Origin of the sequence: Noviherbaspirillum aridicola, from assembly GCF_019656455.1 — a bacterium.
GTDB classification, from domain to species: domain Bacteria; phylum Pseudomonadota; class Gammaproteobacteria; order Burkholderiales; family Burkholderiaceae_D; genus Noviherbaspirillum; species Noviherbaspirillum aridicola.
Map to the genome: position 1 here is coordinate 70,774 of NZ_BPMK01000009.1, position 24,201 is coordinate 94,974.

At 67.3% G+C, this 24,201-nt stretch carries 23 protein-coding genes and 1 tRNA gene; 10 read left to right on the forward strand and 14 right to left on the reverse strand.

What is annotated here, in order from left to right; genetic code table 11:
• Positions 1-59: 59 nt before the first annotated feature.
• The 3 genes from NCCP691_RS11320 to NCCP691_RS11330 are packed head-to-tail and all read left to right on the forward strand — an operon-like array spanning position 60 to position 2,573.
• Positions 60-1,277 carry an MFS transporter gene (locus tag NCCP691_RS11320; RefSeq protein WP_220808384.1) on the forward strand — a complete coding sequence of 406 codons (1,218 nt, stop codon included), beginning with the start codon at positions 60-62 and terminating at the stop codon, positions 1,275-1,277.
• Positions 1,270-1,413 (forward strand): hypothetical protein, encoded by a 144-nt coding sequence (locus NCCP691_RS11325; RefSeq protein ID WP_220808628.1) that lies wholly within the window; start codon positions 1,270-1,272, stop codon positions 1,411-1,413. Before NCCP691_RS11320 ends, NCCP691_RS11325 begins: the two co-directional genes overlap by 8 nt.
• Positions 1,404-2,573, forward strand: a complete 1,170-nt coding sequence (locus NCCP691_RS11330; protein ID WP_220808385.1) for a pyridoxal phosphate-dependent aminotransferase — start codon at positions 1,404-1,406, stop codon at positions 2,571-2,573. Before NCCP691_RS11325 ends, NCCP691_RS11330 begins: the two co-directional genes overlap by 10 nt.
• Here NCCP691_RS11330 and NCCP691_RS11335 read toward each other — a convergent pair.
• The 5 genes from NCCP691_RS11335 to NCCP691_RS11355 form a co-directional block, all read right to left on the reverse strand.
• Positions 2,486-3,232, reverse strand: coding sequence for a phosphatase PAP2 family protein (locus tag NCCP691_RS11335; protein ID WP_220808386.1), 747 nt, complete (start codon positions 3,230-3,232; stop codon positions 2,486-2,488). The genes NCCP691_RS11330 and NCCP691_RS11335 overlap by 88 nt on opposite strands.
• Complete coding sequence (locus tag NCCP691_RS11340; RefSeq protein ID WP_220808387.1) at positions 3,229-5,124, reverse strand: LTA synthase family protein; 1,896 nt, start codon at positions 5,122-5,124, stop codon at positions 3,229-3,231. The genes NCCP691_RS11335 and NCCP691_RS11340 overlap by 4 nt, the downstream gene beginning before the upstream one ends.
• A 94-nt stretch (positions 5,125-5,218) precedes the next feature.
• Positions 5,219-6,469 carry a sensor histidine kinase gene (locus NCCP691_RS11345; protein WP_220808388.1) on the reverse strand — a complete coding sequence of 417 codons (1,251 nt, stop codon included), beginning with the start codon at positions 6,467-6,469 and terminating at the stop codon, positions 5,219-5,221.
• Complete coding sequence (locus tag NCCP691_RS11350) at positions 6,459-7,142, reverse strand: response regulator transcription factor (RefSeq protein WP_220808389.1); 684 nt, start codon at positions 7,140-7,142, stop codon at positions 6,459-6,461. Before NCCP691_RS11350 ends, NCCP691_RS11345 begins: the two co-directional genes overlap by 11 nt.
• Complete coding sequence (locus NCCP691_RS11355; RefSeq protein WP_220808390.1) at positions 7,139-7,837, reverse strand: SDR family oxidoreductase; 699 nt, start codon at positions 7,835-7,837, stop codon at positions 7,139-7,141. Before NCCP691_RS11355 ends, NCCP691_RS11350 begins: the two co-directional genes overlap by 4 nt.
• Positions 7,838-7,901: 64 nt before the next feature.
• Here NCCP691_RS11355 and NCCP691_RS11360 point away from each other — a divergent pair, with 64 nt between their 5' ends.
• Positions 7,902-8,123: a DUF3717 domain-containing protein gene (locus tag NCCP691_RS11360; protein ID WP_220808391.1), complete on the forward strand. Its 222-nt coding sequence runs from the start codon at positions 7,902-7,904 to the stop codon at positions 8,121-8,123.
• Between the two features lie 29 nt (positions 8,124-8,152).
• Here NCCP691_RS11360 and NCCP691_RS11365 read toward each other — a convergent pair.
• Together NCCP691_RS11365 and NCCP691_RS11370 are read right to left on the reverse strand one after the other, a co-directional pair.
• Positions 8,153-8,228 (reverse strand) — tRNA-Thr (locus tag NCCP691_RS11365).
• Positions 8,229-8,369: 141 nt separating this feature from the next.
• Positions 8,370-9,860 (reverse strand): B12-binding domain-containing radical SAM protein, encoded by a 1,491-nt coding sequence (locus NCCP691_RS11370; protein WP_220808392.1) that lies wholly within the window; start codon positions 9,858-9,860, stop codon positions 8,370-8,372.
• Positions 9,861-10,110: 250 nt separating this feature from the next.
• On the opposite strand from NCCP691_RS11370, the gene NCCP691_RS11375 reads away from it, so the two are divergent.
• Together NCCP691_RS11375 and NCCP691_RS11380 are read left to right on the forward strand one after the other, a co-directional pair.
• Positions 10,111-11,112 (forward strand): helix-turn-helix domain-containing protein, encoded by a 1,002-nt coding sequence (locus NCCP691_RS11375; RefSeq protein WP_220808393.1) that lies wholly within the window; start codon positions 10,111-10,113, stop codon positions 11,110-11,112.
• 135 nt (positions 11,113-11,247) lie between these two features.
• Positions 11,248-12,417, forward strand: coding sequence for a hypothetical protein (locus tag NCCP691_RS11380; protein WP_220808394.1), 1,170 nt, complete (start codon positions 11,248-11,250; stop codon positions 12,415-12,417).
• Positions 12,418-12,520: 103 nt separating this feature from the next.
• Here NCCP691_RS11380 and NCCP691_RS11385 read toward each other — a convergent pair whose 3' ends face one another.
• A complete protein-coding gene (locus NCCP691_RS11385; RefSeq protein WP_220808395.1) occupies positions 12,521-14,179 on the reverse strand; it encodes a long-chain fatty acid--CoA ligase in 1,659 nt (552 codons plus the stop codon).
• Between the two features lie 254 nt (positions 14,180-14,433).
• On the opposite strand from NCCP691_RS11385, the gene NCCP691_RS11390 reads away from it, so the two are divergent.
• The gene (locus NCCP691_RS11390) at positions 14,434-15,585 is read left to right on the forward strand and encodes a patatin-like phospholipase family protein (RefSeq protein WP_220808396.1); all 1,152 of its coding nucleotides are present in this window, start codon (positions 14,434-14,436) and stop codon (positions 15,583-15,585) included.
• A gap of 44 nt (positions 15,586-15,629) precedes the next feature.
• Complete coding sequence (gstA, locus tag NCCP691_RS11395; protein ID WP_220808397.1) at positions 15,630-16,238, forward strand: glutathione transferase GstA; 609 nt, start codon at positions 15,630-15,632, stop codon at positions 16,236-16,238.
• A 6-nt stretch (positions 16,239-16,244) separates the two neighbouring features.
• Here the strand turns inward: gstA and NCCP691_RS11400 are convergent, their stop codons facing one another.
• A complete protein-coding gene (locus NCCP691_RS11400) occupies positions 16,245-18,149 on the reverse strand; it encodes an alpha/beta hydrolase family protein (RefSeq protein ID WP_220808398.1) in 1,905 nt (634 codons plus the stop codon).
• A 171-nt stretch (positions 18,150-18,320) separates the two neighbouring features.
• Positions 18,321-19,184, reverse strand: coding sequence for a serine O-acetyltransferase (gene cysE / locus NCCP691_RS11405; RefSeq protein WP_220808399.1), 864 nt, complete (start codon positions 19,182-19,184; stop codon positions 18,321-18,323).
• 280 nt (positions 19,185-19,464) lie between these two features.
• Between cysE and NCCP691_RS11410 the strand changes: the two genes are divergently transcribed.
• Positions 19,465-19,929 (forward strand): metallophosphoesterase family protein, encoded by a 465-nt coding sequence (locus tag NCCP691_RS11410; protein WP_220808400.1) that lies wholly within the window; start codon positions 19,465-19,467, stop codon positions 19,927-19,929.
• 19 nt (positions 19,930-19,948) lie between these two features.
• Here NCCP691_RS11410 and NCCP691_RS11415 read toward each other — a convergent pair whose 3' ends face one another.
• Positions 19,949-20,221 (reverse strand): hypothetical protein, encoded by a 273-nt coding sequence (locus NCCP691_RS11415; protein ID WP_220808401.1) that lies wholly within the window; start codon positions 20,219-20,221, stop codon positions 19,949-19,951.
• Between the two features lie 181 nt (positions 20,222-20,402).
• Here NCCP691_RS11415 and NCCP691_RS11420 point away from each other — a divergent pair, with 181 nt between their 5' ends.
• A complete protein-coding gene (locus tag NCCP691_RS11420) occupies positions 20,403-20,642 on the forward strand; it encodes a DUF1272 domain-containing protein (RefSeq protein ID WP_220808402.1) in 240 nt (79 codons plus the stop codon).
• 12 nt (positions 20,643-20,654) lie between these two features.
• Here NCCP691_RS11420 and NCCP691_RS11425 read toward each other — a convergent pair whose 3' ends face one another.
• From NCCP691_RS11425 to NCCP691_RS11435, 3 genes are all read right to left on the reverse strand, one after another.
• A complete protein-coding gene (locus tag NCCP691_RS11425; protein ID WP_220808403.1) occupies positions 20,655-22,298 on the reverse strand; it encodes an NAD(P)/FAD-dependent oxidoreductase in 1,644 nt (547 codons plus the stop codon).
• A gap of 140 nt (positions 22,299-22,438) precedes the next feature.
• Positions 22,439-22,885, reverse strand: a complete 447-nt coding sequence (locus tag NCCP691_RS11430) for a PA2169 family four-helix-bundle protein (protein WP_220808404.1) — start codon at positions 22,883-22,885, stop codon at positions 22,439-22,441.
• Between the two features lie 83 nt (positions 22,886-22,968).
• Positions 22,969-23,907, reverse strand: a complete 939-nt coding sequence (locus tag NCCP691_RS11435) for a DUF4142 domain-containing protein (protein WP_238482403.1) — start codon at positions 23,905-23,907, stop codon at positions 22,969-22,971.
• Positions 23,908-24,201: the final 294 nt, after the last annotated feature.

The window sequence follows — 24,201 nt, forward strand, 5'->3', positions numbered from 1 at the left end:
TGCTTTTTTGCTTTGCGCTACACTCGGTCGCCTGTTCCCACCACAACAAGAGACAAGCCATGCTGACCGCGACCCGCGCACCGCAACTGAAAACCGTCCTGATCGCTGCGGGCGTGGTACTGACGCTGGCCATGGGCGTGCGTCACGGCTTCGGCTTCTGGCTGCAGCCGATCTCGCAGGCGCATGGCTGGACCCGGGAGACCTATTCCCTCGCGCTGGCGCTGCAAAACCTGATGTGGGGCGCTTTCGGCCCGTTCGCCGGAATGGCGGCCGACCGCTTCGGCACGGCACGGGTGGTGATCGTGGGCGCGCTGCTGTACGTGGCCGGCCTGATCTGGATGGCGAGCGTTTCCCATCCGACCGCCTTCGTGGTCGGCAGCGGCGTGCTGATCGGGGCCGCGCTGGCCTGTACCGCCTTCGGCGCGGTGAGCGGCATCATCGGCCGCACGGCGCCGGAACACAAGCGCTCCTGGGCCTTCGGCATCTCGTCGGCCGCCAGCTCCTTCGGCCAGTTCGTGATGATGCCGGTCGAGCAGCAGCTGATTTCCGCCGCCGGCTGGCAGGGCGCGTTCTTCGTGCTGGCCGGCCTGGTCGGCCTGCTGATGCTGCCGATGGCCTTCGGCCTGCGCGAAATGCCCGCCGAAAAGGCAAGCGGCCCGCAGCAGAGCGTGTGGGAAGCCACGCGCGAGGCTTTCGGCTACCGTCCCTTCCTGCTGCTGGTGGCCGGCTATTTCGTCTGCGGCTTCCAGGTCGTCTTCATCGGCGTCCACATGCCGGCCTATCTGAAGGACAAGGGCATCATGGACCCGTCGGTGGCGGTGATGGCGCTGGCGCTGATCGGGCTGTTCAACATCTTCGGCTCCTACTACGCCGGCAAGCTCGGCGGCATGCTGCCCAAGCGCTACCTGCTGTCGTCCATCTACTTCACGCGGGCGATCGTGATCTCGCTGTTCCTGCTGGCGCCGCTGACGCCCTGGTCGGTGTATGTGTTCGCCTGCGCGATGGGCCTGCTGTGGCTGTCGACGGTGCCGCTGACGAACGGCGTGATCGCCGGCATCTTCGGCGTCAAGTATCTGTCGATGCTGTCGGGCTTCGTGTTCTTCTCGCACCAGGTCGGCAGCTTCCTCGGCGTCTGGCTCGGCGGCTATTTGTTCACCCGCGACGGCAACTACAATACCGTCTGGGGCATCACCATCGCGCTCGGGGTATTCGCGGCGCTGGTGAACCTGCCGATCAATGAAAAGGCGATCGTCCGGCAGCAGCCGGCGCTTGCCTGACAACGCCATGCCGGAACCGGTCAAGCGCGCACTGCTCTACACCGCCCTCGCGGCGGTGCTGGCGCTCGCCTTCGTCGGCTATCTGCGTCCGGCCTTCGTCTTCGATCTCGCCAACCGCATCATCCTATGCTTCTGACCGCGCCCGCCGCCCGTCCCGTCGTCCAGAATCTCGGCGCCTCGCGCATCCGGGAAGTCGCCAACGCCGGCATCGGCCTGACGGGGGTGCTGCCCTTCTGGTTCGGCGAACCGGACCAGGAAACCCCCGACTTCATCCGCGAGGCCGCGCATGCCTCGCTCGACGCGGGCGAGACCTTTTACACGCCCAACCTCGGCATCGCGCCGCTGCGCGAGGCGATCGCATCCTACCTGTCGCGGTTGCATGGCCGGGTCGGCGCGGATCGGGTGGCGGTCACCTCGTCGGGCGTCTCGGCGCTGATGCTGCTGGCGCAGATGATCGTCAGCCCGGGCGACCGGGTGGTGGCGGTGACGCCGCTCTGGCCCAACCTGGTCGAGATCCCCAGGATCCTCGGCGCGGAAGTGGTGAAGGTGCCGCTGCGCTTCGGACAGACCTGGGAGCTGGACCTCGACCGCCTGCTCGACGCGCTCACGCCCGGCACGCGCGCGGTACTGATCAATTCGCCCAACAATCCGACCGGCTGGACCATCACCGCCGCGCAGCAGGAACGGATCCTCGCGCATTGCCGGCAGCACGGCATCTGGATCCTGGCCGACGATGTCTATGAGCGGCTGGTGTACGACGGCGCCGCCTGCGCGCCCTCTTTCCTCGACATCGCCACGCCGGAAGACCGGCTGGTGTCGGCGCACAGCTTTTCCAAGTCCTGGCTGATGACGGGCTGGCGGCTGGGCTGGGTGGTGGCGCCGGAACCGATGATGGCCGACCTCGGCAAGCTGATCGAATACAACACCTCCTGCGCGCCCTCCTTCGTGCAGCGCGCCGGCATCGTCGCCATCGAACGCGGCGACGAGATCATTGCCCACACGGTGGAGCGCTATCGCGCCGCACGTGATTTCCTGCATGCGCGGCTCAACGAACTACCGGGCATCACCGCACCGCTGCCCAAGGGCGCGATGTACCTGTTTTTCCGCATCGACGGCGAACGCGACACGCTCGCGCTGTGCAAGCGGCTGGTGCGCGAAGCCGGGCTCGGCCTGGCGCCGGGCAGCGCCTTCGGCACCGAGGGCGAGGGTTATGTGCGCTGGTGCTTCGCCAGCTCGCTCGCCCGGCTGGAGGACGGCGCGGACCGGCTGTCGCGCTTCATCGGCGGCACCAGGTGATACAGGACCGCCAGCAGCGTCCACGCGATCCAGGCTGACCACAGATTGTGCGACGGGAAGTGCGCGCCGCGCATGACCTGCGCCCAGCCCATGGCCGTGCCGGCCACGAGCGCGGCCGCGAGCGCCGCGCGTGCCGGCGCGGGATCGGTCCGGCGAAATCCGAAATACAGCGCCATCAGCGCATAGCCGCCGGAGGCATGACCGCCGGGAAAACAGCGGCCCGGTGCGGTCGCCTGCGGCAGACGGTCGAGCAGGCCATGAAACGGCGCATAGCCGCCGAACTCGGCGAGATCCCAGGGGCAATGCAACCCGCTGTGATGCTTGAGCAGCGATACCATGCCGGTGGACAGCGCCATGCCCGCCAGTGTCCACAGCAGCTGCCGCCGCCGACCCGTCAGCACCGGCGCCACGAAGCTGAGCTGCCAGCCCAGCAGCACGCCCAGCGCCACCGCCAGCACGATGAACTTCATCCCTTCATGAAGCAGCCCCTCGAAGATGAAACTGTGCCGCAGCGGAAAGCTGTGCGTCGTCGCGTCGAACCAGGGCCGGGTCAGGGCATGGTCGAGCGGCGTGAGCGAAAACAGCGCCAGCAGCAGCGGCGCCAGCAGCAGTGGCAGCAGCAGGCGCCACCACCGCCGCCACGCGTCTCCGGCGCTCATCGCGGCGCCCGGTATTCGCCGTTGCGCACCAGCTCCGCGGCGCCCTGGTAGTAGGCGATGGCTTCGTCGAGCAGTTCGGGGTCGACCGCGGTGGGCGTGGCGCTGGAATCGTCGGCGATGCGGTAGGCCTGCACCTGCCGCTTCGGCCGCAGCACCGTCAGGATGCCGTGGCGCAGATAGCCGAGCGACTGGTAATTGCTGATGAAGGCCCGCTCGTCGGCCTCGGTCATGCGCAGGATGTCGCGGCCGAGGAAGCGGGATTCATGGCCGGCGTCGAGCAGGCCGAGCAGCGTCGGCGCCACGTCCATCTGGCTGGCCAGCCGGTCCACGCGGCGCGGTGCGACATGCGCCGGCGCATACACGATCATCGGGATGTGATAGCGGTTGACGGGCAGCTCGGTCTTGCCCGCGCTCGACGCGCAGTGGTCGGCGACGATCAGGAACACGGTGTCCCGGAACCAGGGCTTCTCGCTCGCCATCCGCATGAAGCGGCCGATCGCGTAGTCGGTGTACTTGACCCCGCCCGCGCGCCCGGTCTTGGAAGGGATGTCGATGCGGCCCTCGGGGTAGGTATAGGGCCGGTGATTGGAGGTGGTCATCACATGGGTGAACGAGGGCTTGCCGGCGCGGAACGACTTGTCGATTTCGTCGAGCGCCTGGTCGAACAGCGCCTCGTCGGCCACTCCCCAGATGTTTTCGAACGGGATGCGGTTGTCGGGGATGGAGAGGCGGTCGACCACCTGGTAGCCGTTGCCGCCGAAGAAGGCATTCATGTTGTCGAAATAGCCGTAGCCGCCGTAGACATAGCGCACGTCATAGCCCTTGCCGCGGAATACGCTGCCCAGCGTGTACAGGTCCTCGTTGCCGGGCCGCTTGACGATGGATTGCCCGGGCGTCGGCGGCAGCGCCAGCGAGATCGCTTCCAGTCCGCGCACGGTGCGCGTGCCGGTCGCATACAGCCGCGTAAACAGCATGCCGTCCTGCGCCAGGCGGTCGAGGTTGGGCGTGAGTCCCTTGCGGTTGCCGAAGGCGCCGAGAAATTCCGCCGACAGGCTTTCCACCGACACCAGCACCACGTTCAGCCGGCGCTCCGGGCGGGCGGCTATGCGCCTGATCGTGGCAGGCCCGGCGCGCAGCCGCTCCAGGTCGGCGCGCACGCTTGCCGAGGGCCGGGTGACGTAAAAGTGCTTGTAGTCGAGTTCATTGTTGCGGAAGGCGCTGACAAAGCTGTACAGGCCGTTGTTGGCCAGCTCGGCGTGATAGCGGTTGGACAGCGACTCGGTGTCGAGCAGCGGCGCGCCGAGCACCGCGGCAATCGCGGCAATCGCGGCGAGGCTCCAGGCGGCGGCATGCAGCAGCCGCGCGCGAAGGCTGTCGCCGGCGCGCAGCAGCCGCAGCAGCGGCCGGCGCAGCAGCCAGGCGAACGCCAGCGTCGCCAGCAGCAAGGCCGCAAGGATGGTCCCGACCGGATAGGACTCGCGGATATTGCCGATCACTTCCTGGGTGTAGACCAGGTAGTCGACCGCGATGAAGTTGTAGCGGACGCCGAATTCGCGCCAGAACAGGATTTCCGACACCAGGTTGAACAGCAGCAGATAGATGGTCGCCAGCACCACCGGCAGCCTGATCCAGAACGCGAGGCGCGCACGCGGCAGCAGCAGGTGCAGCAGCACCGCCGGCAGCACCGCCAGGCAACCGGTGACGAGATCGCGGCCGGCGCCGAGCAGCAGCACCGCGGGCAGGCCGGCGGCGCCGATCTCGTGCCGGGCGATCAGCAGCAGGACGATGCGGGTCAGCAGCGATGCGGCCAGGAACAGGCTGAGCATCAGCAGCGGAAAGACGCCGGCGCAACGGGCGACGCGCCGGAACAGCGGGGAAAAAGCAGTGCGCATGAGAGGCTTCCTGAATGTGATGCGCGGAGTATAGGAAGCCCCTTGTGAAGATCCGGGAAGCGAATTGTGAAGGGAATGTGAAGTCGCGCCGGCGTCAGAAACCGACCGTCACCCGCGTGCCGCGCCGCGGCGAATCGGCTTCCGCGACGCTGTCGATCCGGCACTGCCAGCCGTGCAGCGCGCACACCCGCCGCACGATCGACAGGCCCAGTCCGCTGCCGTCCGGATGCGCGCTCGCGCGGTAATGTCGTTCGAACACATGCGGCTGGTGTTCGGCCGCGATGCCGGCGCCGGTGTCGGCCACCACCAGCTCGCCGGGACGGGCCGAGACGGTGATGCTGCCGTGCTGCGTATAGCGCACCGCGTTGCCCAGCAGGTTGTCGAGCAGCAGTTGCAGCAGCGAGGCGTCGGCCCGCAGGCGCAGGCCCTCGGGCACCTCGACCGAGAGCGTCACGCCGGCCGCCTCGCAGGCCGGACGCAGCGGCGCCGCGCTGGCCTCGACCGCCGCCTTCAGGTCGAGCAGGCCGGTGTCGTCCAGGCGCGGCTCGCGCGCGAGGAACAGCAGGCCGCGCAGACGGTTTTCCATCGCATCGACGCCTTCGAGGATGCGGACCGCGCGCTCCTTCGCACGCTCGGGCAGTCCGGGTTCGTCGGCCAGCAGCTCGGCGCCGGTCCGGATGCGGGTGAGCGGCGTGCGAAGCTCATGGCTGACGTTGGCGGTGAACTCCTGCTCGCGCGCCAGCAGCTCGCGGTTGCGGCCCCGGTAGTCGTCGATGGCGCCTGCCAGCTGCGCCACCTCGCGGTCGAGCCCGGGTTCGGCGAGCGGTCCCGGTGCATCCTCGCCGATCTGCCGCACCAGCCGCTGCAGCTGGTACAGCATGCGCCCGGCGAGCCAGTAGCCGAGCGCCAGCGACATGAGGGTGAGCACGAGCAGCCCGCCGGCCAGCCGCCACATCAGCTCCGCCAGGCGTTCCTCATGTTCGGTCGTGTCGTACATCACGTAGATGCGCTCCGCGCCGAGGTTGCGGATGCCGACGTGGAACTCGGTCTGTCCGCGAAACCATTCGTGATTGCCGGCCGGCAGCCGCGCGACCTCCGGCGGCACCGCCGCGGTCGCCGCGCCCGCCGGCAGCCGGTGCATCTCCATGTGCAGCGAGGCGGCGGCATCCAGCGGCGTTCCGGGCTGGCGCAGGTAATTGTCGAGCGCGGCGTTGACCACCTCGTCGATCATGTCTTCTTCCTGCTCTTCGGTGCTGATGAACAGCGATACCGCCTGCAGCAGCACCGCGAACACCGACAGCAGCGTGAAGCTCCAGGCGAGCCGCCACCGCAGGCTACGTTGCATCGGCCTGCCGCAGCCGGTAGCCGCGTCCGTGCACGGTTTCGATCAGGCCCTGCGCGCCGGGCGCCGCGAGCTCGCGCCGCAGCTGCGACAGATGGGCGCGCAGCGTGTCGCTGCTGGCCTGCGGTTCGCCCCATACCGCCTGCTCCAGCTCTTCCCGGGAAAACAGGCGGCCGGGCTGGCGCATCAGCGTCTGCAGCAGACTGAGACTCTTCGGCGACAGCTTCAGCGCCTGCCCCTGCCAGCTGGCCTCGCCGCTGAACGGGTCGTAGCACAATCCGCCCACCCGCAGGGGGCTCTCGCCGACGCGCCCCTGGGAGCGCTTGACCAGCGCCTGCAGCCGCGCACCGACTTCCCTGAGCGCGAACGGCTTGACCAGGTAATCGTCGGCGCCGGCCTCGAATCCCGCCAGCTTGTCATCGAGCGTGTCGCGCGCGGTGAGCATCAGGATGGGCAGCGGCGAACGCGCATCCTCGCGGATGCGGCGCGCCAGCGTCAGGCCATCCATGCCGGGCAGGCCGAGGTCGAGTATGCAGGCGTCGAAATGCCGGGTGGCGACCAGGTGCAGCGCGGTCAGGCCGTCGGCCGCGGCATCCGGCTGCCATCCGCGGGCGGCCAGCCAGTCATAGAGATTGGCGGCGATCTCGGCGTCGTCTTCGACGATCAGGACGTTCATACGTGCCGGGTGATGCCGCCATCGACGCGGATGTTCTGCCCGGTGATATAGCCCGCATCCGCGGAAAGCAGGAAGGCGACGGTTTTCGCGATTTCCTCGCGCGTGCCCTGGCGGCCCATCGGGATCGCGGCCACCGTCTCCTCGCTCTGCGTGATCGAGTCGATGTAGCCGGGAAGGACGTTGTTGATGCGGATGCCGGCGCGCGCATGCTCGTCCGCGTAGATCTTGGTGAAGGCGGCCAGCGCCGCGCGCAGCGATGCCGAAATCGGGAATCGGGCGGAGGGCTCGAAGGCGGCGAAGGTGGACAGGTTGACGATGGCTCCGCCGCGCTGCGCCTGCATCACGGGCGTGACCAGCCGCAGCAGGCGCACCACATTGAGCAGCAGCAGGTCGAGGCCGGCATGCCAGTCGTCGTCGCCGAGGGCCAGCAGCGGACCTTTCTTCGGATGGCCGGTATTGTTGACCAGCGCGTCGATGCGGCCATGCCTGTCCATGGCGAGCGTCACTAGCTTCCGCAGATCGTCGGGATTGTCGGTCGCGCCCTGCAGCGCATCGGCGCCGAGTTCGGCCGCGAGGGCGTGAATGTCCTGCGAGCGCGACATCAGGACCAGGCGATATCCGCGGCGCGCGAGTTCGCGCGCGCACGCGGCTCCCATGCCGCGCGACGCGGCGGTGATCAGGGCGACTTTTTCCATGGCGGGCTCCGGGTCGGATGACGGCGATGCCGCGCATGATAGCAAGGCGTCTTAAAATATGCCGATGGATATTTCCCTCACCGAACTCGAACAAGCCATCAACCACTGGCGCGCGCTGCGCCCCTCGCGGGGCGAGGAGCGTGCGCTGTCGCCGGAAGTCGACGCGCTGGCGACGGTCTACGCATTGATGATCTTTCACCGCCGGCGCAGCGTGCCGCTGGACACGCTGGAACCGCAGGCACGGGAACTGATGGAGAACTGGCGCAAGTACCAGGGCACGCCCTGAACAGGCGGCGGGAGGCGGGGGGAAATGCATGGTGCCAGCTGAAGGAATCGAACCCCCAACCTGTTCATTACAGTTGAACTGCTCTACCAGTTGAGCTAAGCCGGCACAGGGAGAAAGATACCGTCTCCCACACCCGCGCCATCTGAGACATCGCAACTCAAGCGGCCTTGCCTCGCGCGCCCGCGGCGGCGATACCACAGCTGGCGCGGCAAGCGATGCACTGCAGACATCCCTGCCACATCCCTTTCATGCCGTCATGTGGCGCGCCTGCCGTTTCGGCGCCGCGTCGGACTGCGGCTTTTCCCTGCGCGGCGGTCTCGACGCCTGTCCGGCATAGTCGCTGCCCACGAGCGCGGCGGCCTGTTGCGCACCCATGCCGCGCTCGACCAGCCATTGTTCCACCAGCAGCGCGAGACGATCGAGCGCGATGCGGTGCGTGGCATCGGTCCGGCGGTAGAGCCAGTCCGACAAGGCGAGGAACCCGGCGAACGGCGCATCGCCGAGCAGGACGGGAAGCGTATGGGCGAAGCGCCCGGAATTGGCAACCAGGTCCCAGTAGCGGGCGAAGCGCTGCAGGCGCTGCATGGTCGGGAAGTCGATGCGGTCGGTCGCCAGTATCGAATACGGCGGATGCGGATCGAACACCAGGCCGAAGGCCTGGGTATGGCGGATGATCGGCGTACCGCGCAGCCGCTTGAGTATGCCGAACTGGATTTCATGCGGCGCCAGCGCCACCAGCCGGTCGAAGCCCCGGCCGAAGCTGTCGATATCCTCCCCGGGCAGGCCGGCGATCAGGTCCACGTGCAGGTGGGCATGCGATTGCGTGCGCAGCCATTCAATGTTCTGCGCCGACTTGTCATTGTCCTGGCGGCGGCTGATCAGCGCCTGCACCTCGGGATTGAAGCTCTGGATGCCGATCTCGAACTGCAGCGTCCCCGGCGGAAATTGCCGGATCGCCTCCTTCAGGGCATCGGGCAGATGGTCCGGCACGAGCTCGAAGTGCGCGAACACCGGATCGTCCGGCGCGGCGGCCAGCTTGTCGAGGAAAAACTGCAGGATGCGCAGGCTGGCGCGCACATTCAGGTTGAAGGTGCGGTCGACGAACTTGAACAGCCGCACGCCGCGCGCATGCAGGCTGTCCATCTCCCGCAGAAAGCGGTCGAGATCGAAGGGCCAGGCCGTCTTGTCCAGCGAGGACAGGCAGAACTCGCACTTGAATGGACAACCGCGGGAAGCCTCGACATAGACCGTCCGGTGCGCGATGTCCTGTTCGCTGTAGTACGCATACGGCAGGGCGATCTCATCGAGCTTCGGCTGCACGCCTGCATGAATCTTCATCAGCGGCTGCGGGCCGTTGATGATCTGCCTGCACAGCTGCGGGAAGCTGACGTCGCCCCAGCCGGTGATCAGATAGTCCGCGAGGCGGACGATGTCCTGCTGCTCCGGCTCATGCGATACCTCGGGACCGCCGAGCACGATCCTGACCTGCGGCGCGACGCGCTTGAGCATCGCGACGACGCGCGCGGTTTCCTCGACGTTCCAGATGTAGACGCCAAAGCCGACGATCTGCGGCTGCGCCTCGAGCAGCCGCTCGACCACGTCCGCGGTCTTGGCGCCGATCACGAATTCCATGATCCGGGTCCGCGGCTGCAGCTCGCCCATGTTGGCGTAGAGATAGCGCAGGCCGAGCGAGGCGTGGGTGTAACGGGCGTTGAGGGTGGCGAGGAGGATGGTCATGGCGTGGCGGCGCGGAGGCGAGGAGGCATTCTACTGCCATCCCGGACTTCGGCCACGCGTCGGAGAAAAACCGACGGCGCCTCGAGCATCTGCGCGCCGAAGGGCCGGAATCCCATATGTATGGGAGACACTTTCCAGAGGCTTAGCGCTTATCCTTTCGACATGACTGAAGACCCCAGGCTCCGCAACGGATATGGCGCGCGCGCCTCTCGCCGGTCTTCACGACGAAAACAATAGAACAGAGTCGAAAATGGAAATCCCGAACAAGCTGCTGCTCGACATCTACGACAGTGCGCAGCACTGCGGCGTGAACGAGTACAACGAATATGCGCTGCGCACGCTGAAGAAAGTCCTGCATTTCGACTCCGCCGCGGTCGTGGATTTTTCAGTCACGGAGGAGCAGAAGCTTGTCATCCAGGGGCTGCATCTTCATGCGGCGCCACTTGAAAAGCTGCTCGACAGACCGAAAACCGTCGGCACCGAGATGCTCGACAAGAGCGGCGCGGTGCGCAGCCGCGACAAGATACTGACGAAGGCGCTCGCACGGCGGGGCAAGAGCGTCGTCGTCGACATCGCCGAGTCGTTCTCCGACCCGACGATACTCCGCTATTGCCGCAAGTACGACACCGCGCACTCGCTGACGTTTATCGCGGGGCAGACGCCGGCCGGATCGATACCGGCCGTCGCGCTGTGGCGGGCGACCCGAAAAAACGCCTACACGGATGCGCACGGTGCCGCCGCCGATCTCTTGCTGCCGCACCTCGTCCATGGCAACCAGATCAACAAGCGCCTCGCCTTGTCTTCCTCCAGCAAACCCGTCGGCCGCTCCGTCGCGTTTGCCACCCCGGACGGCGTCCTGTATCTGGTCGAACCCGAGGTCATCCGATTGCTGCAGCGCGAGTGGAGCCAGTGGACGCCTCCATTTCTGCCGTCGGTCCTGATGGACGCCCTCAGGCAGGACAGAGAGATGGTCTATGCGGGGCGGGCGATTTCCGTGCGGGCCTCGCTGCAGGCCCATGCGATCTGCCTCGTGATCACCGCGCATGAGCGCGAGACGCCGGCACTGACGCGCGCGGAACAGCGAGTGGCAAGCCTGGCCGCACAGGGATTGCAGTACAAGGAAATCGCCCAGCTGCTCGGCGTGTCGCCGGCAACGATACGCAACCAGCTGCATTCGGCCTACAGCAAGCTGGGCGTTTCAAACAAGACGTCGCTTGCCGGCGTCCTTCAATCCCTGCGCCAATCCACCTGATCCCGCCGCATGGAACATTCGTTCTATGGTTGTTCTATTTATCAACACTTAGTATTGGAAAGAATCAAAGCCACTCTGCGGCGGCGGCCTGGCTTCGCGAGCATTCCTTCCTCAACCAATCGATAGATAACAACCATGCGTAAAGTTTCAGCACTCGCTCTTCTTCCTCTGTTCCTGGCTGCTTGCGGTGGCGGCGGAGGTGGCGGTAATGACGACGCCGGCGGCACCGGCGACACCGGCGGCGCCTCGAACCCGGCACCGAGCGAAACCGTTGCCGCCAGCTCCGCCGCCGTCGTGGCCCAGCTCGATGCAAAGCCCGTCAGCGGCACGAGCGCCACCGTGCAGGCTTATGACCTGACCGCGGACATCGGCGACACCTGGCGCCTGCTGCTGAATCAGGACGGCACATTCACCGTCAAGGTGCTGGCGACGCAGTATGGCCTGACCGACATCACCGGCACTTATTCGCAGACCACGCAGGGCAGCTTCGTCACCTTCACCGGCGCGAACAACAGCTTCGTCGTCACGCTGGACAAGCGCACCAGCACGATAGTCGGCACGATGACGATCCAGGGCAAGAAATCGTCGGTCGTCGGCACCGGCTATGCCATCCCGGCGAGCCTGAGCAAGCTGGCGGGCGACTATGTGTACTTCGGCTCCACGCGCAATGCAGTCGGCGGCGCCGATTCCGGCGTGATCGGCGGCAGCTTCCGGATTGCCGAGAACGGCACGGATGTCACGCTGTGCGATGGCGGCCTGATCAATGCGAGCGGCAACTGCGATTCGATCGACGGCGTGTCGGCGAACGTGCGTGTAAGCCTGACGCTGGCAAAGGACAGCACCAGCGACATCACCCGTATCAAACTCGGCAGCGAGAATTTCGGCATCGTCAGCCTGCAGGCCGGCGACCGCGGGCCGGTGTTGGTGATTGACCGTTTCGGCACGAGCGGAGGTGTGGCGCGCACCGGCGCGCTGTACGCGGTCAAGCAACAGGCGCTCAAGGGAAATGAGGCCGACGGCACATGGGAATGCTCGTACCTGGGAACCAAGCTTTTCACCGTCGTCGCGAACGGAAACTCGATGAAGGCAACCGGAACCAATGGCGACAGCACGTCGGAAACCTTCCACTACAACAAGGTGGTCGGCACCAGTGCCAACGGCTTTATCACCTCGGTGGCGCAGGGCGACAGCTTGACGGAAGGCGTGGTATTCCTGCCGCTGTCTTCCAGCCTGGCCGTGGTCGAACTTGACGGATACGGTTCGGATCCGTTCGACGCCGCAGCCGTCTGCCGCCCGAAGAACTGATGCAAAAAAGGGCGGGGAAAATCCCGCCCTTCTCCGTGTCTCCTCCCGAAGCGCGCCCGGCATTGCGCCGGGCCATGCGACCGGGAGATCGAGGCGCGGCGCCCTACTTCGCCATTTCCTTTTCCTGCAGCGCCCGCCACATCACCTTGCCGGTGGCCGACTTCGGCAGCGTGTCGACAAACTCCACCATCTTCGGCACCTTGTAGGCGGCCATTTTCTCCTGTGCCCACCTGATGATGTCTTCCTCGCCGGCTTCCGCGCCCGGGCGCTTCACCACCACGGCCTTGACCGTCTCGCCGCGATAGGGATCGCGCGCCGCGATGATGCAGCATTCCTGCACCGCCGGATGCTGGTACATCATCGACTCGACCTCCGCCGGCCAGACCTTGAAGCCGCTGGCGTTGATCATCCGCTTGAGACGGTCGGTGAAGAAGAAGAAACCTTCCTCGTCCATGTAGCCGAGGTCGCCGGAGCGGAAGAAGCGCTTGCCGTCGAGTTCGGCAAAGGATTCTTCCGTCTTCTTCGGGTCGTTCCAGTAGCCCTGGAACACCTGCGGTCCGTGCAGCCAGATCTCGCCGACTTCACCCTGCGGCAGTTCCTTGAGCGTGACCGGGTCGACGATGCGCGCATCGACGTTCAGGTAGGGCACGCCGAGGCACTGCTGTTTCATCCGGTTGGGCGGATTGACGTGGGTGGCGGCCATGGTCTCGGACAGGCCGTAGCCTTCCATGTACTGCTGGCCGGTGAGGTCGAGCATCTTCTGCGCGATCGCGGCCGGCATCGCGGCGCCGCCGCCGGAGATGCGGCGCAGGCCGGAGATGTCGTACTCCGGCAGCCGGGGGTTGGACAGGAAGTCGATCATCATGGTCGGGATCAGCGTCCAGGTGGTCACCTTGTAGCGGGTGATCAGCTGGCCGGCGACATCGCGGTCCCAGCGCGGCAGCACGACGATGGCGCCGCCGGTATAGATCATCGCGTTCATCACCGACTGCATGCCGGTCACATGGAAGAACGGCAGCACCGCGAGCGTGACATGGTCGGGCGCCATCGGCCCGGACCAGGTCGGACTGGCGACGGCATTGAACATCACCGAGCGGTGGGTATGGATGCAGCCCTTGGGCTTGCCGGTGGTGCCGGATGTATAGGGCATGCAGGCGAGGTCGTCCGGACCGGCGAGATGCGGACCGGGCGCCTGTCCGGCGGCGAGCGCCTGCTGCCAGGACACCACGCCCGGCGCCTCGGGCACCGCGTACGGCGCGCGCACGAAGTCCGGCACCGCCAGCTCGGTCGGCGCGCGCAGATAGTCTGAATAGGCGCCCACCACCGCATGCTGCAGGCTGCCCTGCCCGACCAGCGGCGCGACGCGCGCAAAGATCTCCTGCGACGCGACGACCGCCTTGGCACCGCTATCGGAAATGTAGTGCTGCAGCTCGTCGGTCATCAGCATCGGGTTGACCGGCACCACCATCGCGTCGGCGCGCATGATCGCGTAGTAGGCGATGATGAACTGCGGGCTGTTCTGCATGTCGAGCAGCACCCGGTCGCCGCGCTGGATGCCGCATTTCTGCTGCAGGTAGCCCGCCAGCGCGAGCACGTCCTGATGCACCTGCGCGTAGGTGAGCACCGTGTCGTAGAAGATGATCGCGGGACGCTGCGGATAGCGCATCGCGGAGACCTGCAGATTGACGTAGACGCTGGTGTCGGGGGTGGAGATGGCGTGCGGCATGCCTGCCGGCCAGTGGGCGTAGTGAGTCGTGTTCATTTGTCTCCGGCTGTGGTTGTTGTAATGGCGAAAGTCATTATAGGCCGGCTCCTTGCGTCATGCAGGGCCCGCCGGGGAGCGGGTATTTTGCCTGCCGGCTGCATTTCCCGGGACGCCGCCGGCGGCGGATTTGATCCCGGCCAAGAAAGCGTGGCTGGCCGCGTTCCGGAGCGCCGTTTCATGCTGCACTGCGGGAACCAAAGCGCGCGGCGCTTGCCTGATTCCTCCAGCATCGCCACCGTCCGGGGGACCGCATGCCTTTCTCTGTCACATCCATCGGCCATCGTCCGCGCGTCGCGCTCGTGCTGCAGGGCGGCGGCGCGCTCGGCGCCTACCAGGCCGGCGTCTACCAGGCCATGCATGAGCACGGGCTGGAGCCGGACTGGGTCGTGGGCACCTCCATCGGCGCGATCAATGCCGCCCTCATCGCCGGCAACGAGGGCGCGCGCCGGGTGGAGAAACTCAAGACTTTCTGGGACGAGGTGGCGTACCGCGACCTGCTCGACATGCGCCGCGTACCCGACAGCGTGCGCCGTCTCAACATCCTGCTCACCACCTTCAGCGCATTCGCCACCGGCGTGCCGGGCTTCTACGCGCCGCGCTGGGCCAGCCCCTTCGCCTTCGGCCTGCCGGTGGCGCCGGAGGAGGCGAGCTTCTACGACACGCGCGCGCTGGAGGACACGCTGTCGCGGCTGGTCGACTTCGACTGCCTCAATTCCGCCAGCGGCATCCGCATCACGGTCAGCGCCATCAGAGTCACCTGCGGCCGGCTCGAGAATTTCGACAGCGCGCGGCGCCGGGTCGGGCTGGCGCATGTGATGGCGAGCGGCGCGCTGCCGCCCGGCCTGCCGCCGGTGCGCGTCGACGGCGAACTGTACTGGGACGGCGGGTTGTATTCGAATACGCCGCTGGAGACAGTGCTGACCGACGAGCCGCGTACCGATACCGTCTGCTTCATGGTCGACCTGTGGAGCGCGGAAGGGCCGGAGCCGGCCACGCTGGAACAGGTGCACACCCGGCAAAAGGATGTGATGTATGCCTCGCGCTCGCGCCGGCATATCGATGCCTACCTGCGCGGCCACCGGTTGCGCCGCCTGATCCGCATGCTGCGCGAGAAGCTGCCCGAGGGCGCGCTGTCGGAAGCGGAACTGCGCGAGCTCGACAGCGTGGGACGCGACACCACCATGCAGATCGTGCGGCTGGCCTATGCGGGACGCGACTGGCAGATGGCGTCGAAGGACATCAATTTCTCGCGCGGCTCCATCGAGTGGCGCTGGGACCAGGGCTACCGCGACGCGCTGCGTGCGATCGAGGACGGCGCCTGGCGGCGGCCGGCACCGGAGGGCGCGGGCGTGCTGGTGCATGAGATGACGCCCGAGGGCCACGTCAACCGGCTGTCCGGCTGAACGCCCGGGCCCGCGGGCGCATGAATCCGACAAGGAGAAGAACCATGAAGCTCTATTTCGCCACCGGCACCTGCGCGCTGTCGCCGCACATCGCGCTGCTGGAAGCGGGCCTGCCGTTCGATGCCGAAAAGGTGGATCTGCAGACCAAGAAAACCGCCGACGGCGCCGACTACAATGCCATCAATCCCAAGGGTTATGTGCCCGCGCTCGTGCTCGACAACGGCGAGGTGCTGACCGAAGGCCCCGCCATCGTGCAGTACGTCGCCGACCAGGTGCCGGAGCGCGGACTGGCGCCGCCTCCCGGCAGCTTCGAACGCTACCGGCTGGCGGAGTGGCTCAATTTCATCTCCACCGAAATCCACAAGACCTTCTCCGGCTTCTTCAAGCCCGACGTCCCCGAGGAAACCAGGCAGGGTCTGCTGGCGCAGCTCGGCAAGCGCTTCGACCACGCGGATCGGCAGCTGCAGGGGCGCGAGTACCTGATGGGCGACTTCACGGTGGCCGACGGCTATCTGTTCACCGTGCTCGCATGGACCAGGCCGCTGAAGATCGACCTGTCGCGCTGGCCCAATCTGCAGGCCTATCTGCAGCGGGTGGGCGCGCGGCCCGCGGTGCACGCGGCGATGGTGGCGGAAGGCCTGATCAAGGGCTGAGTCCCCTCAGAACGGCACCACGCCCTCGCTGCGTCCACCGAGGCAGGGCGCGAGAAAATCCTCGGTGGCGCGGTGCCGCGCGACGCGATTTTCTGGCTGCCGCAGCGGCCAGCCTTCGCCGGCGAACGACAGATAGCGCACCGGCTTGTCCTGGCTGCGCAAGGCCCGCAGCATGCGCTGCGCATGCTCCTGCGCCGTCAGCACGTCGCGCTCGCCCTGCACCAGCAGCAGCGGCGCGCGCAGCCGGGCCGCGCCATACAGGGGAGATATCTCGTCGAGCCTGGCGCGCTCCTCGGCGGCGCCGGGGTCGCCCGCGTAGCGGCGCCACAGGTGCAGCGAGTCGCGCCAGGCGGGCGGCGGATTGGCGATGGCGCCGGCCAGATCGGCGATCGCGGCATCGGCGATGATGCAGGCATAACGGCCGGGTTCCCTGCTCGCGGCCTGCATCGCCGCAAAACCGCCGAAGCCGCTGCCGCCGACGGCCACATGACGCGCATCGGCGATTCCATGCGCGACCGCCCAGTCGACGCCATCGGCGATGTCCTGCAGCAGGCGGCCGCCGATCTCGCCTCTCGCCGCTTCCATGTGCGCACGGCCGTAGCCGGCGCTGCCGCGGTAATTCACTTCCAGCACTGCATAGCCGCGGTTGGCATGAAACTGGGGCGGCGCATGCATCGCCGTCGGCGACCACCAGGCGCGCTCCCACGGACCGTCGTGCAGCCAGACCAGCAGCGGCAGCGGTCGCTGCGCGGCGCGCGGCAGCGTGAGATAGGCGGGAATGACGAGGCCGTCGCTGCCGGCGAAACGCACCGGCCGGGTCGCGACCAGGGTGTCGAGCGCGGGATCGTCGCTGCGCTCGTCGAGCATGGTGAGCCTGCCGCTGGCGCGCTCGAACACCGCGTCGAAGCCGCCGCCGGCGGTCCATGCCCGCACCACCGCCTGTCCTGCGCCGCGGTCGGTGCCATGCACGCGCCAGGCCTTCACGCCGTCGGGCAGGGCCTGCGTCAGCGCCGCATGAAAACCTTCGTCGAGCAGCAGGGTGCGCGGCAGGTCGGGGTCGTACCAGACCGCCACCGGCTGCCCGCCCGGGTCCAGCACGACCTTGTGCGCATCGACCTGCGGATGCAGGAACAGCAGCTTCTCGCTGCCGTCGCGCAGCGACAGTTCCGCCAGCGCGGTCTTGTCGCGGCCGACGTTGGACAGCAGCAGCACGCGCTGTCCCGCGCGGTCGGTCCGCAGCACCCGCACATCGTCGAACACCGACCAGGCATGCACCGACTTCCAGCGACCGCGCTCGTCGGCAAGCTGCAGGATGCGCCCGTCGTCCTGGCGGCGGATGCGCGCGCCGATGCGCTCGTCGACATCCATCACGTAATCGACGACGTCGTCCGGGCTTTGCAGCAGTCTTTCCAGCCGCCTCGCCGCGTAATCGTAGGACCAGACATCCGGCGCCGCCTGCCCGTCCCGGCGTCCGAGCAAGAGCAGCCGCCGCGTGCCCGCGTGCAGCAGGCGGACGCGGGTGCCCGCCGAGGGTGTCAGGGCAACCGGGGCGGCATGCGGCGCTTCGGCGTCGAACAGCATGACGCGGCTCTCGCCGCCGTCGTCCTGCTCCCACGCCAGATGACGGCTGTCGCCCGCCCAGGCGATCGCCCCGGGCCTGGCCTCCAGGTCGGCAGCAGGCCCGCCGCCGATCTCGCCGATGCCGCCGACCTGCAGCCGGCCGCGCGTCACGCGGAACACCCTGCGGCCGTCGGGCGAAAGCCCCGGCGGGACCGGTTCGGCGGCAGCGAAGCCGCTCGCGGGCAGCAATCGAGGCAGCGCGGCCGCGCGCAGCGAAGGATGGGTGGCCGGCGTCGAGCAGCCCGCGAGCGCGGAAAGCATCGGCAGCAGGCACAGGCAGATGCGAATCATCGTGACCTCTCGTCGGATCGGCGCGCCGCTTCCCGCCGGGAACATCTTCCCCGGACCGGAGCGCGCATGGCCGGAATCAGCGCCTACATTGCCAGATGAAGAAAAATCCGCCATGACAGAGCACAGCAACACATGCCGACGGTGCCGGGAGCCCTGCCGGCCGGCGCGCCGTCAGAGCGTCTGATCCATCTCCTGCGAGGGACAGCTGTCGGCCTGCTGATGCCGCACCACCCGCGCCGGGACGCCGGCCACGGTGCAGTGCGGCGGCACCGGTCGCAGCACCACGCTGCCGGCGGCGACCTTGCTCATGGCGCCGACCTCGATATTGCCGAGGATGGTCGCGCCCGCGCCGATCATGACGCCGGTGCGTATCTTCGGATGCCGGTCTCCATGCTCCTTGCCTGTGCCGCCAAGGGTGACGTTCTGCAGCAGCGACACGTTGTCCTCGATGACCGTGGTCTCGCCGATCACGACGCCGGTGCCATGGTCGATCATCACCCCCGCGCCGATGCGGGCGGCCGGATGGATATCGACGCCGAACACGACCGAGGCCTGGTTGGACAGTGCGAAGGCGGCGTCGCGCCGCCCGGCGTTCCACATCGCGTGGGCGATGCGATAGGTCTGCAGCGCCTGGAAGCCTTTCAGGTTGAGCAGCACGTGGAGATAGCCGGCGCAGGCCGGATCCCGCTCCTGCACCGCGAGCAGGTCGGCGCAGAAACGCGTGACCGCCTCCGGATGGTCGGCCAGCACCGCATCCATCGTCGCCCGCAGCGCTTCCTCGTCGAGGTCGCGGCAGGCAAGCCGGCGCGCCAGCACCGCCGCCAGCGCGGCCGGCAGCGAGGCGCGCTCCAGCACCAGCGCATGCAGCCTCGGCCGCAGCAGGGGCTCGGCCTCGGCGCTGCGCTGCGCCGCCTCGCGTATCATCGACCACAGCAGCACCTCGTCGGAGCGGTCGTTCGCCGGCGGCGCGACCAGCACGGCGTGCGACATCACCGCTGCGTCGGCAAACCGGTCGCCTGCTTCTGCTCGATTCATGATGATCCTTTCCATGCGCCGGTCACCGGCGCCCAAAAACAAAAATGGCCGCAGCGTCATCATCACTGCGGCCATCGGAATCCGGACAAAACGCGCGCTCGCTATCCCGCCTGCCGCCGTGGCCGCGGAAAACAACAGATCGACAGGGAATCAAGCGGGCTGCGCATGCGTCTAAGCAAAATCCGTATATCAATATGCAAACTTCGTTGCTGCCGGCATTAAAGCACAATTCCGTCGCCCCCGCGAAAATCCGCGCCGCCGGCGGCAGCGCCGCTGGAACATGAAAACATTACGCATCGGTGTCATCTCGGACACGCACAATCTGCTGCGCCCGGAAGCCCGCCTGGCGCTGGCCGGCGTCGACCGCATCATCCACGCCGGCGACATCTGCCGGCCCGAGGTGCTGGAGCAACTGTCGGCGATCGCGCCGGTGACGGCGGTGCGCGGCAACAATGACCGCGGCGACTGGGCGCAAGCGCTGCGCCATCAGATCGTGGAAGAAATCGACGGCGTGCGGATACTCGTGGTGCACGACAAGTCCGAGGCCGACCCCGGCGCGGCGGGCGCCGACGTGGTGATCACCGGGCATTCGCACAAGCCGAACATCGTGCGCGAAGCCGGCGTGCTCTTTCTGAACCCGGGCAGCGCCGGACCGCGGCGCTTCCGGCTGCCGATCTCGCTCGCCTTCCTGGAGATCGCGAACGGCGAGGCGACGGCGCGGCTGCAGGTGCTGGAGGTGGATTAGCGGCCCGGCACCCTGCGCACTAGTGCAGCACGCCCTTGAACGGTTCCGCCTCCAGCACGTAGCGCGGATCCACCTCCTCCGGCTCCGGCGGCAGCTGCATCTCGGCCTGCGTGCCCTTGATGCTGTTCCTGAACATGGCGGCGCCCACCAGCAGCAGCCGCTGCAAATCCTGATCGGTGATCCGCGACTGCATGTCCACCAGCGCGGTTGCATAAGCCCTGGCGACATTGACCGGGTCGATGTCTTCGGTCTCGACCTGAGTGATGAAGTTGAGAATGGCTTCTCGATCCACGATGTCTCCCTGTAGCGGCGCGGTGCCGCGTCTGTGAGGCCGGCGCGCGGCGGCGGTCCGGCCTGCGTCTGTCTGCGCATGCTTCCGGTCTGACACCGGGCGCCTGCGGCGGTTCTGGCCGCCCCCGAAGCAGGCAGCCGCGCGGGCCGTTATCATCGACGGTCGTTCACTGGAGAAAACCATGCTGCAACTCAGGCCGAACTGCGAATGCTGCAACAAGGATCTGCCGCCGGCGGCGGACGATGCCCGCATCTGCTCTTTCGAGTGCACGTTCTGTGCCGACTGCGCCGACGGTGTTCTGCGGGGCGTCTGCCCGAACTGCGGCGGGGAACTGAGGGCGCGGCCGCGCCGGCCGGCATCCCTGCTCGAAAAGCATCCCCCCTCCTCCGAGCGCGTGCTCAAGCCGCGGGGCTGCGCATAGGCCGGCGGCCCGCTAGTACAGCTGTTCGCCCTGCTGCTCGCCGCCGCGCACGTCGGTGCGGCCCAGCATGGAGAGCGCCACGGCCTCGGCCACCTTGATGCCGTCCACCGCCGCCGACAGGATGCCGCCGGCATAGCCGGCGCCTTCGCCGGCCGGGAACAGGCCGCGCGTGTTGAGGCTCTGGAAATTGTCGAGCCGCTTGATGCGCACCGGCGACGAGGTGCGCGTCTCCACCCCGGTCAGCACCGCATCGGGCAGCGCGTAGCCGCGGATCTGGCGGTCGAAGGCCGGCAGGGCCTCGCGGATCGCTTCGATCGCGTAGTCGGGCAGCGAGGGGCCGAGATCGGTCATGCGCACGCCCGGCTTGTAGGACGGAATGACCGAGCCGAGCTGCGTCGACGGCCGGCCGGCGACGAAATCGCCGAGCAGCTGGCCGGGCGCGTCGTAGTTGCCGCCGCCGAGCACGAAGGCGCGGGACTCCAGCTCGCGCTGGAGATCGATGCCCGCCAGAGGATGGTCGGGATAGTCTTCCGGCGTGATGCCGACGACGATGCCGCTGTTGGCATTGCGCTCGTTGCGCGAATACTGGCTCATGCCGTTGGTGACGACGCGTTCGGGTTCGGAGGTGGCCGCCACCACCGTGCCGCCGGGGCACATGCAGAAGCTGTAGACCGAGCGGCCGTTCTTCGCATGGTGCACCAGCTTGTAGTCGGCGGCGCCGAGCAGCGGATGGCCGGCGAATTTGCCGAAGCGCGCGCGGTCGATCAGCGACTGCGGATGCTCGGCGCGGAAGCCGATCGAAAACGGCTTGGCTTCCACGTACACGCCGCGGTCGTACAGCATCTGGAAAGTGTCGCGCGCGCTGTGGCCCACCGCCAGCACCACGTGGTCGCTCGCGATGTGCTCGCCGTTCTCCAGCACCACGCCGCGGATCTGTCCGCGTTCGATGTCGAGATCGGTCACCCGGGACTCGAAGCGGAATTCCCCGCCGAGCGACTCGATCGTCTCGCGCATCGCTTCCACCATCTTCACCAGGCGGAAGGTGCCGATGTGCGGCTTGCTGACGTACAGTATCTCTTCCGGCGCATGGGCCTGCACGAACTCGCTGAGCACCTTGCGGCCGTAATGCTTCGGATCCTTGATCTGGCTGTGCAGCTTGCCGTCGGAGAAAGTGCCGGCGCCGCCCTCGCCGAACTGCACGTTCGACTCCGGATTGAGAACCCGCTTGCGCCACAAGCCCCAGGTATCCCTGGTCCTCTCGCGCACCACCTTGCCGCGTTCCAGGATCAGCGGACGGAAGCCCATCTGCGCCAGGATCAGCGCGGCGAAGATGCCGCAGGGGCCGAAGCCGATCACCACCGGCCGCGTCGCCAGATTCGCCGGGGCCTGGCCCACGTACTTGTAGCTGGTGTCGGGTGCGATGACGACATCGGTGCGGCCCGACATGCGCGCCAGCACCGCCGGCTCATCCCTGACTTCCACGTGCAGCGTATAGACGAGGGTGATCGCCGAGCGACGGCGGGCGTCGTAGCCGCGGCGGAAAACGGTGAATCCGAGCAGATCCTGCGCGGGAATGGCGAGGCGTTCGAGGATGGCGGCGGCAAGATCCGCCTCCGGATGGTCGAGCGGAAGAATTACGTTGGTCAGTCGCAGCATGCGGGGTGGTCCGGGTAGATTGGCGGCCGCCGCGGCAGGAAGTGGCCGGCGCGGCGAACGCAAGCCGCGATGCGTGATGCGCGGCCGTGGAAGGCCGCTATTCTACCCCAGAGGCTGCCCCGGCCCGGGGCTCGTGGGCGCTAGGCGCCGTACTGGTTGCGCAGGCTCTTGACCTGGTCGTGGTTCTTCAGCACGCCCTGGTACTGCTTCTCGATCACGCTCTTGATTTCCGGCGGCAGGTTCTTCTGCAGCGCGGACTGATAGCTGGACTTCGCATAGTCCTCGCCGCGCTCGCACTCCTGCAGCACCGCCTTGTCGTCCTTGCCGGTCAGCAGGGTCTTCACGTCCATCCAGCGGCGGTGCAGGGTGCCGCCGATGCCGCTGCTGGTCTCCGGATTGCCGCCATGGTTGCGCACCAGTTGCTGCAGTTCGAGCACGGCGGCGGCGCAGGACTGCGCGCGATTGGCGAAAAAGCTCCTGAGGGTGGGATCGGTGGCCTGCTCGGCGCACTGGCGGAAGCCGTCCTCGCCATCCTTGCTGGTCTCGATCAGGTCGTTGAGCGTGGATACCACGTCGTCGTTGTTCATTTTCTGCTCCCGATACATGTTGGCGCCGGACGTGCGACGCCCTCCGCCGCGAGGCGGAAGGCGCGCGATCCGGATGGAGGGACTTAACGGCTGCCGCCGCCGCTGTTGGAAGAGCCCGAGGTGCCGCCGGTGCCGGCCGAGCCGGACGGCGTGCTGCCGCCGGGGCTGGTCGAGGTGGTGCTGCTCGCCGTGCCGCCGCTGCCGGTGCCCGGGGATGTGCCGGCGCCGGTGGAGCCGCTGCCGGCGGAACCGCTGCTGCCCGATGAACCGCTGCTGCCCGACGAACCGCTGCTGCCCGACGAACCGCTGCTGCCCGACGAACCGCTGCTGCCCGACGAACCGCTGCTGCCCGACGAACCGCTGCCGGACTTCGACGACGAGGCGCCGCTGGAGCCCGAGCTGCCTTCCTTCTTGCCGCGCTGCTCCTGCGCCATGGTCAGGTGCTGCTCGACGATCGGGGTCACCTTCTGCACGTGCGCCTTGAGTTCCGGATCCTTGACGCTCTTCTGCGCCTTGGTCAGCTTCTCATGGGTGTTCTTGTGGTCGCGGGTGCCGCCCTGCGCCATGTACATCTTGTCGAACTTTTCTCCCTCCACCGCCTGCATGGCCTTCATCGCGGCCTTGTGCTTGGCGTCCGGCTCCTTGGGCAGTTCCACGCCCTTGGACTGCGCCAGCTGTTCCAGCTCCTTCTGCGCGGTGGTGTGATCGTCGATCATCTTTTGCGCATAGGCCTTGACCTGGTCGCTCTGCGACTGCTTGAGCGCCAGTTCGGCGGTGGCGATTTCCGACAGGTTGGCATGCGCGAGGTCGCGCATCACATTCTGCTCTGCCTTGCTGAGCGAGGACTTGCCGCCGCTCTTGCTGGAGGAAGCCGAGCCGGCCTTGTCGCTGCTGGCGGATGCGCCCGACTGCGCGCTGCTGCCGCCCGAAGCGGAACCGGAGGAAGTCTGTGCGTGCACCGTGGCGCCGCCAAACATCAGCGCGAGCGCGGCGATGCTGAGCAATTGTTGCGTCTTCTTCATATTCGTTCTCCTTTGTATGCGTCAATGCAATAGCCTGCATGTTCATGCGAGGCCCGTGGACGCAAGGCCCATGCCAATACGACAAGCAGTTGCGGCAAGCGGGCGGCGGCGAATCAGAGCGCCGGCGGAAGTTGTAGAACCCGCCGCGAGACACGGAAAAAATTACAGATAGAGGCAGGCCCGCGGCGGCGAAAAAAATGCCAGGGTTTTCACCCTGGCATCAAGTCTTGCCGGATTGCTCCGGCAAGCGCCCATGATAGAGAGGCGCAGCCTCGCGCCCGGCGAAAAGCACGA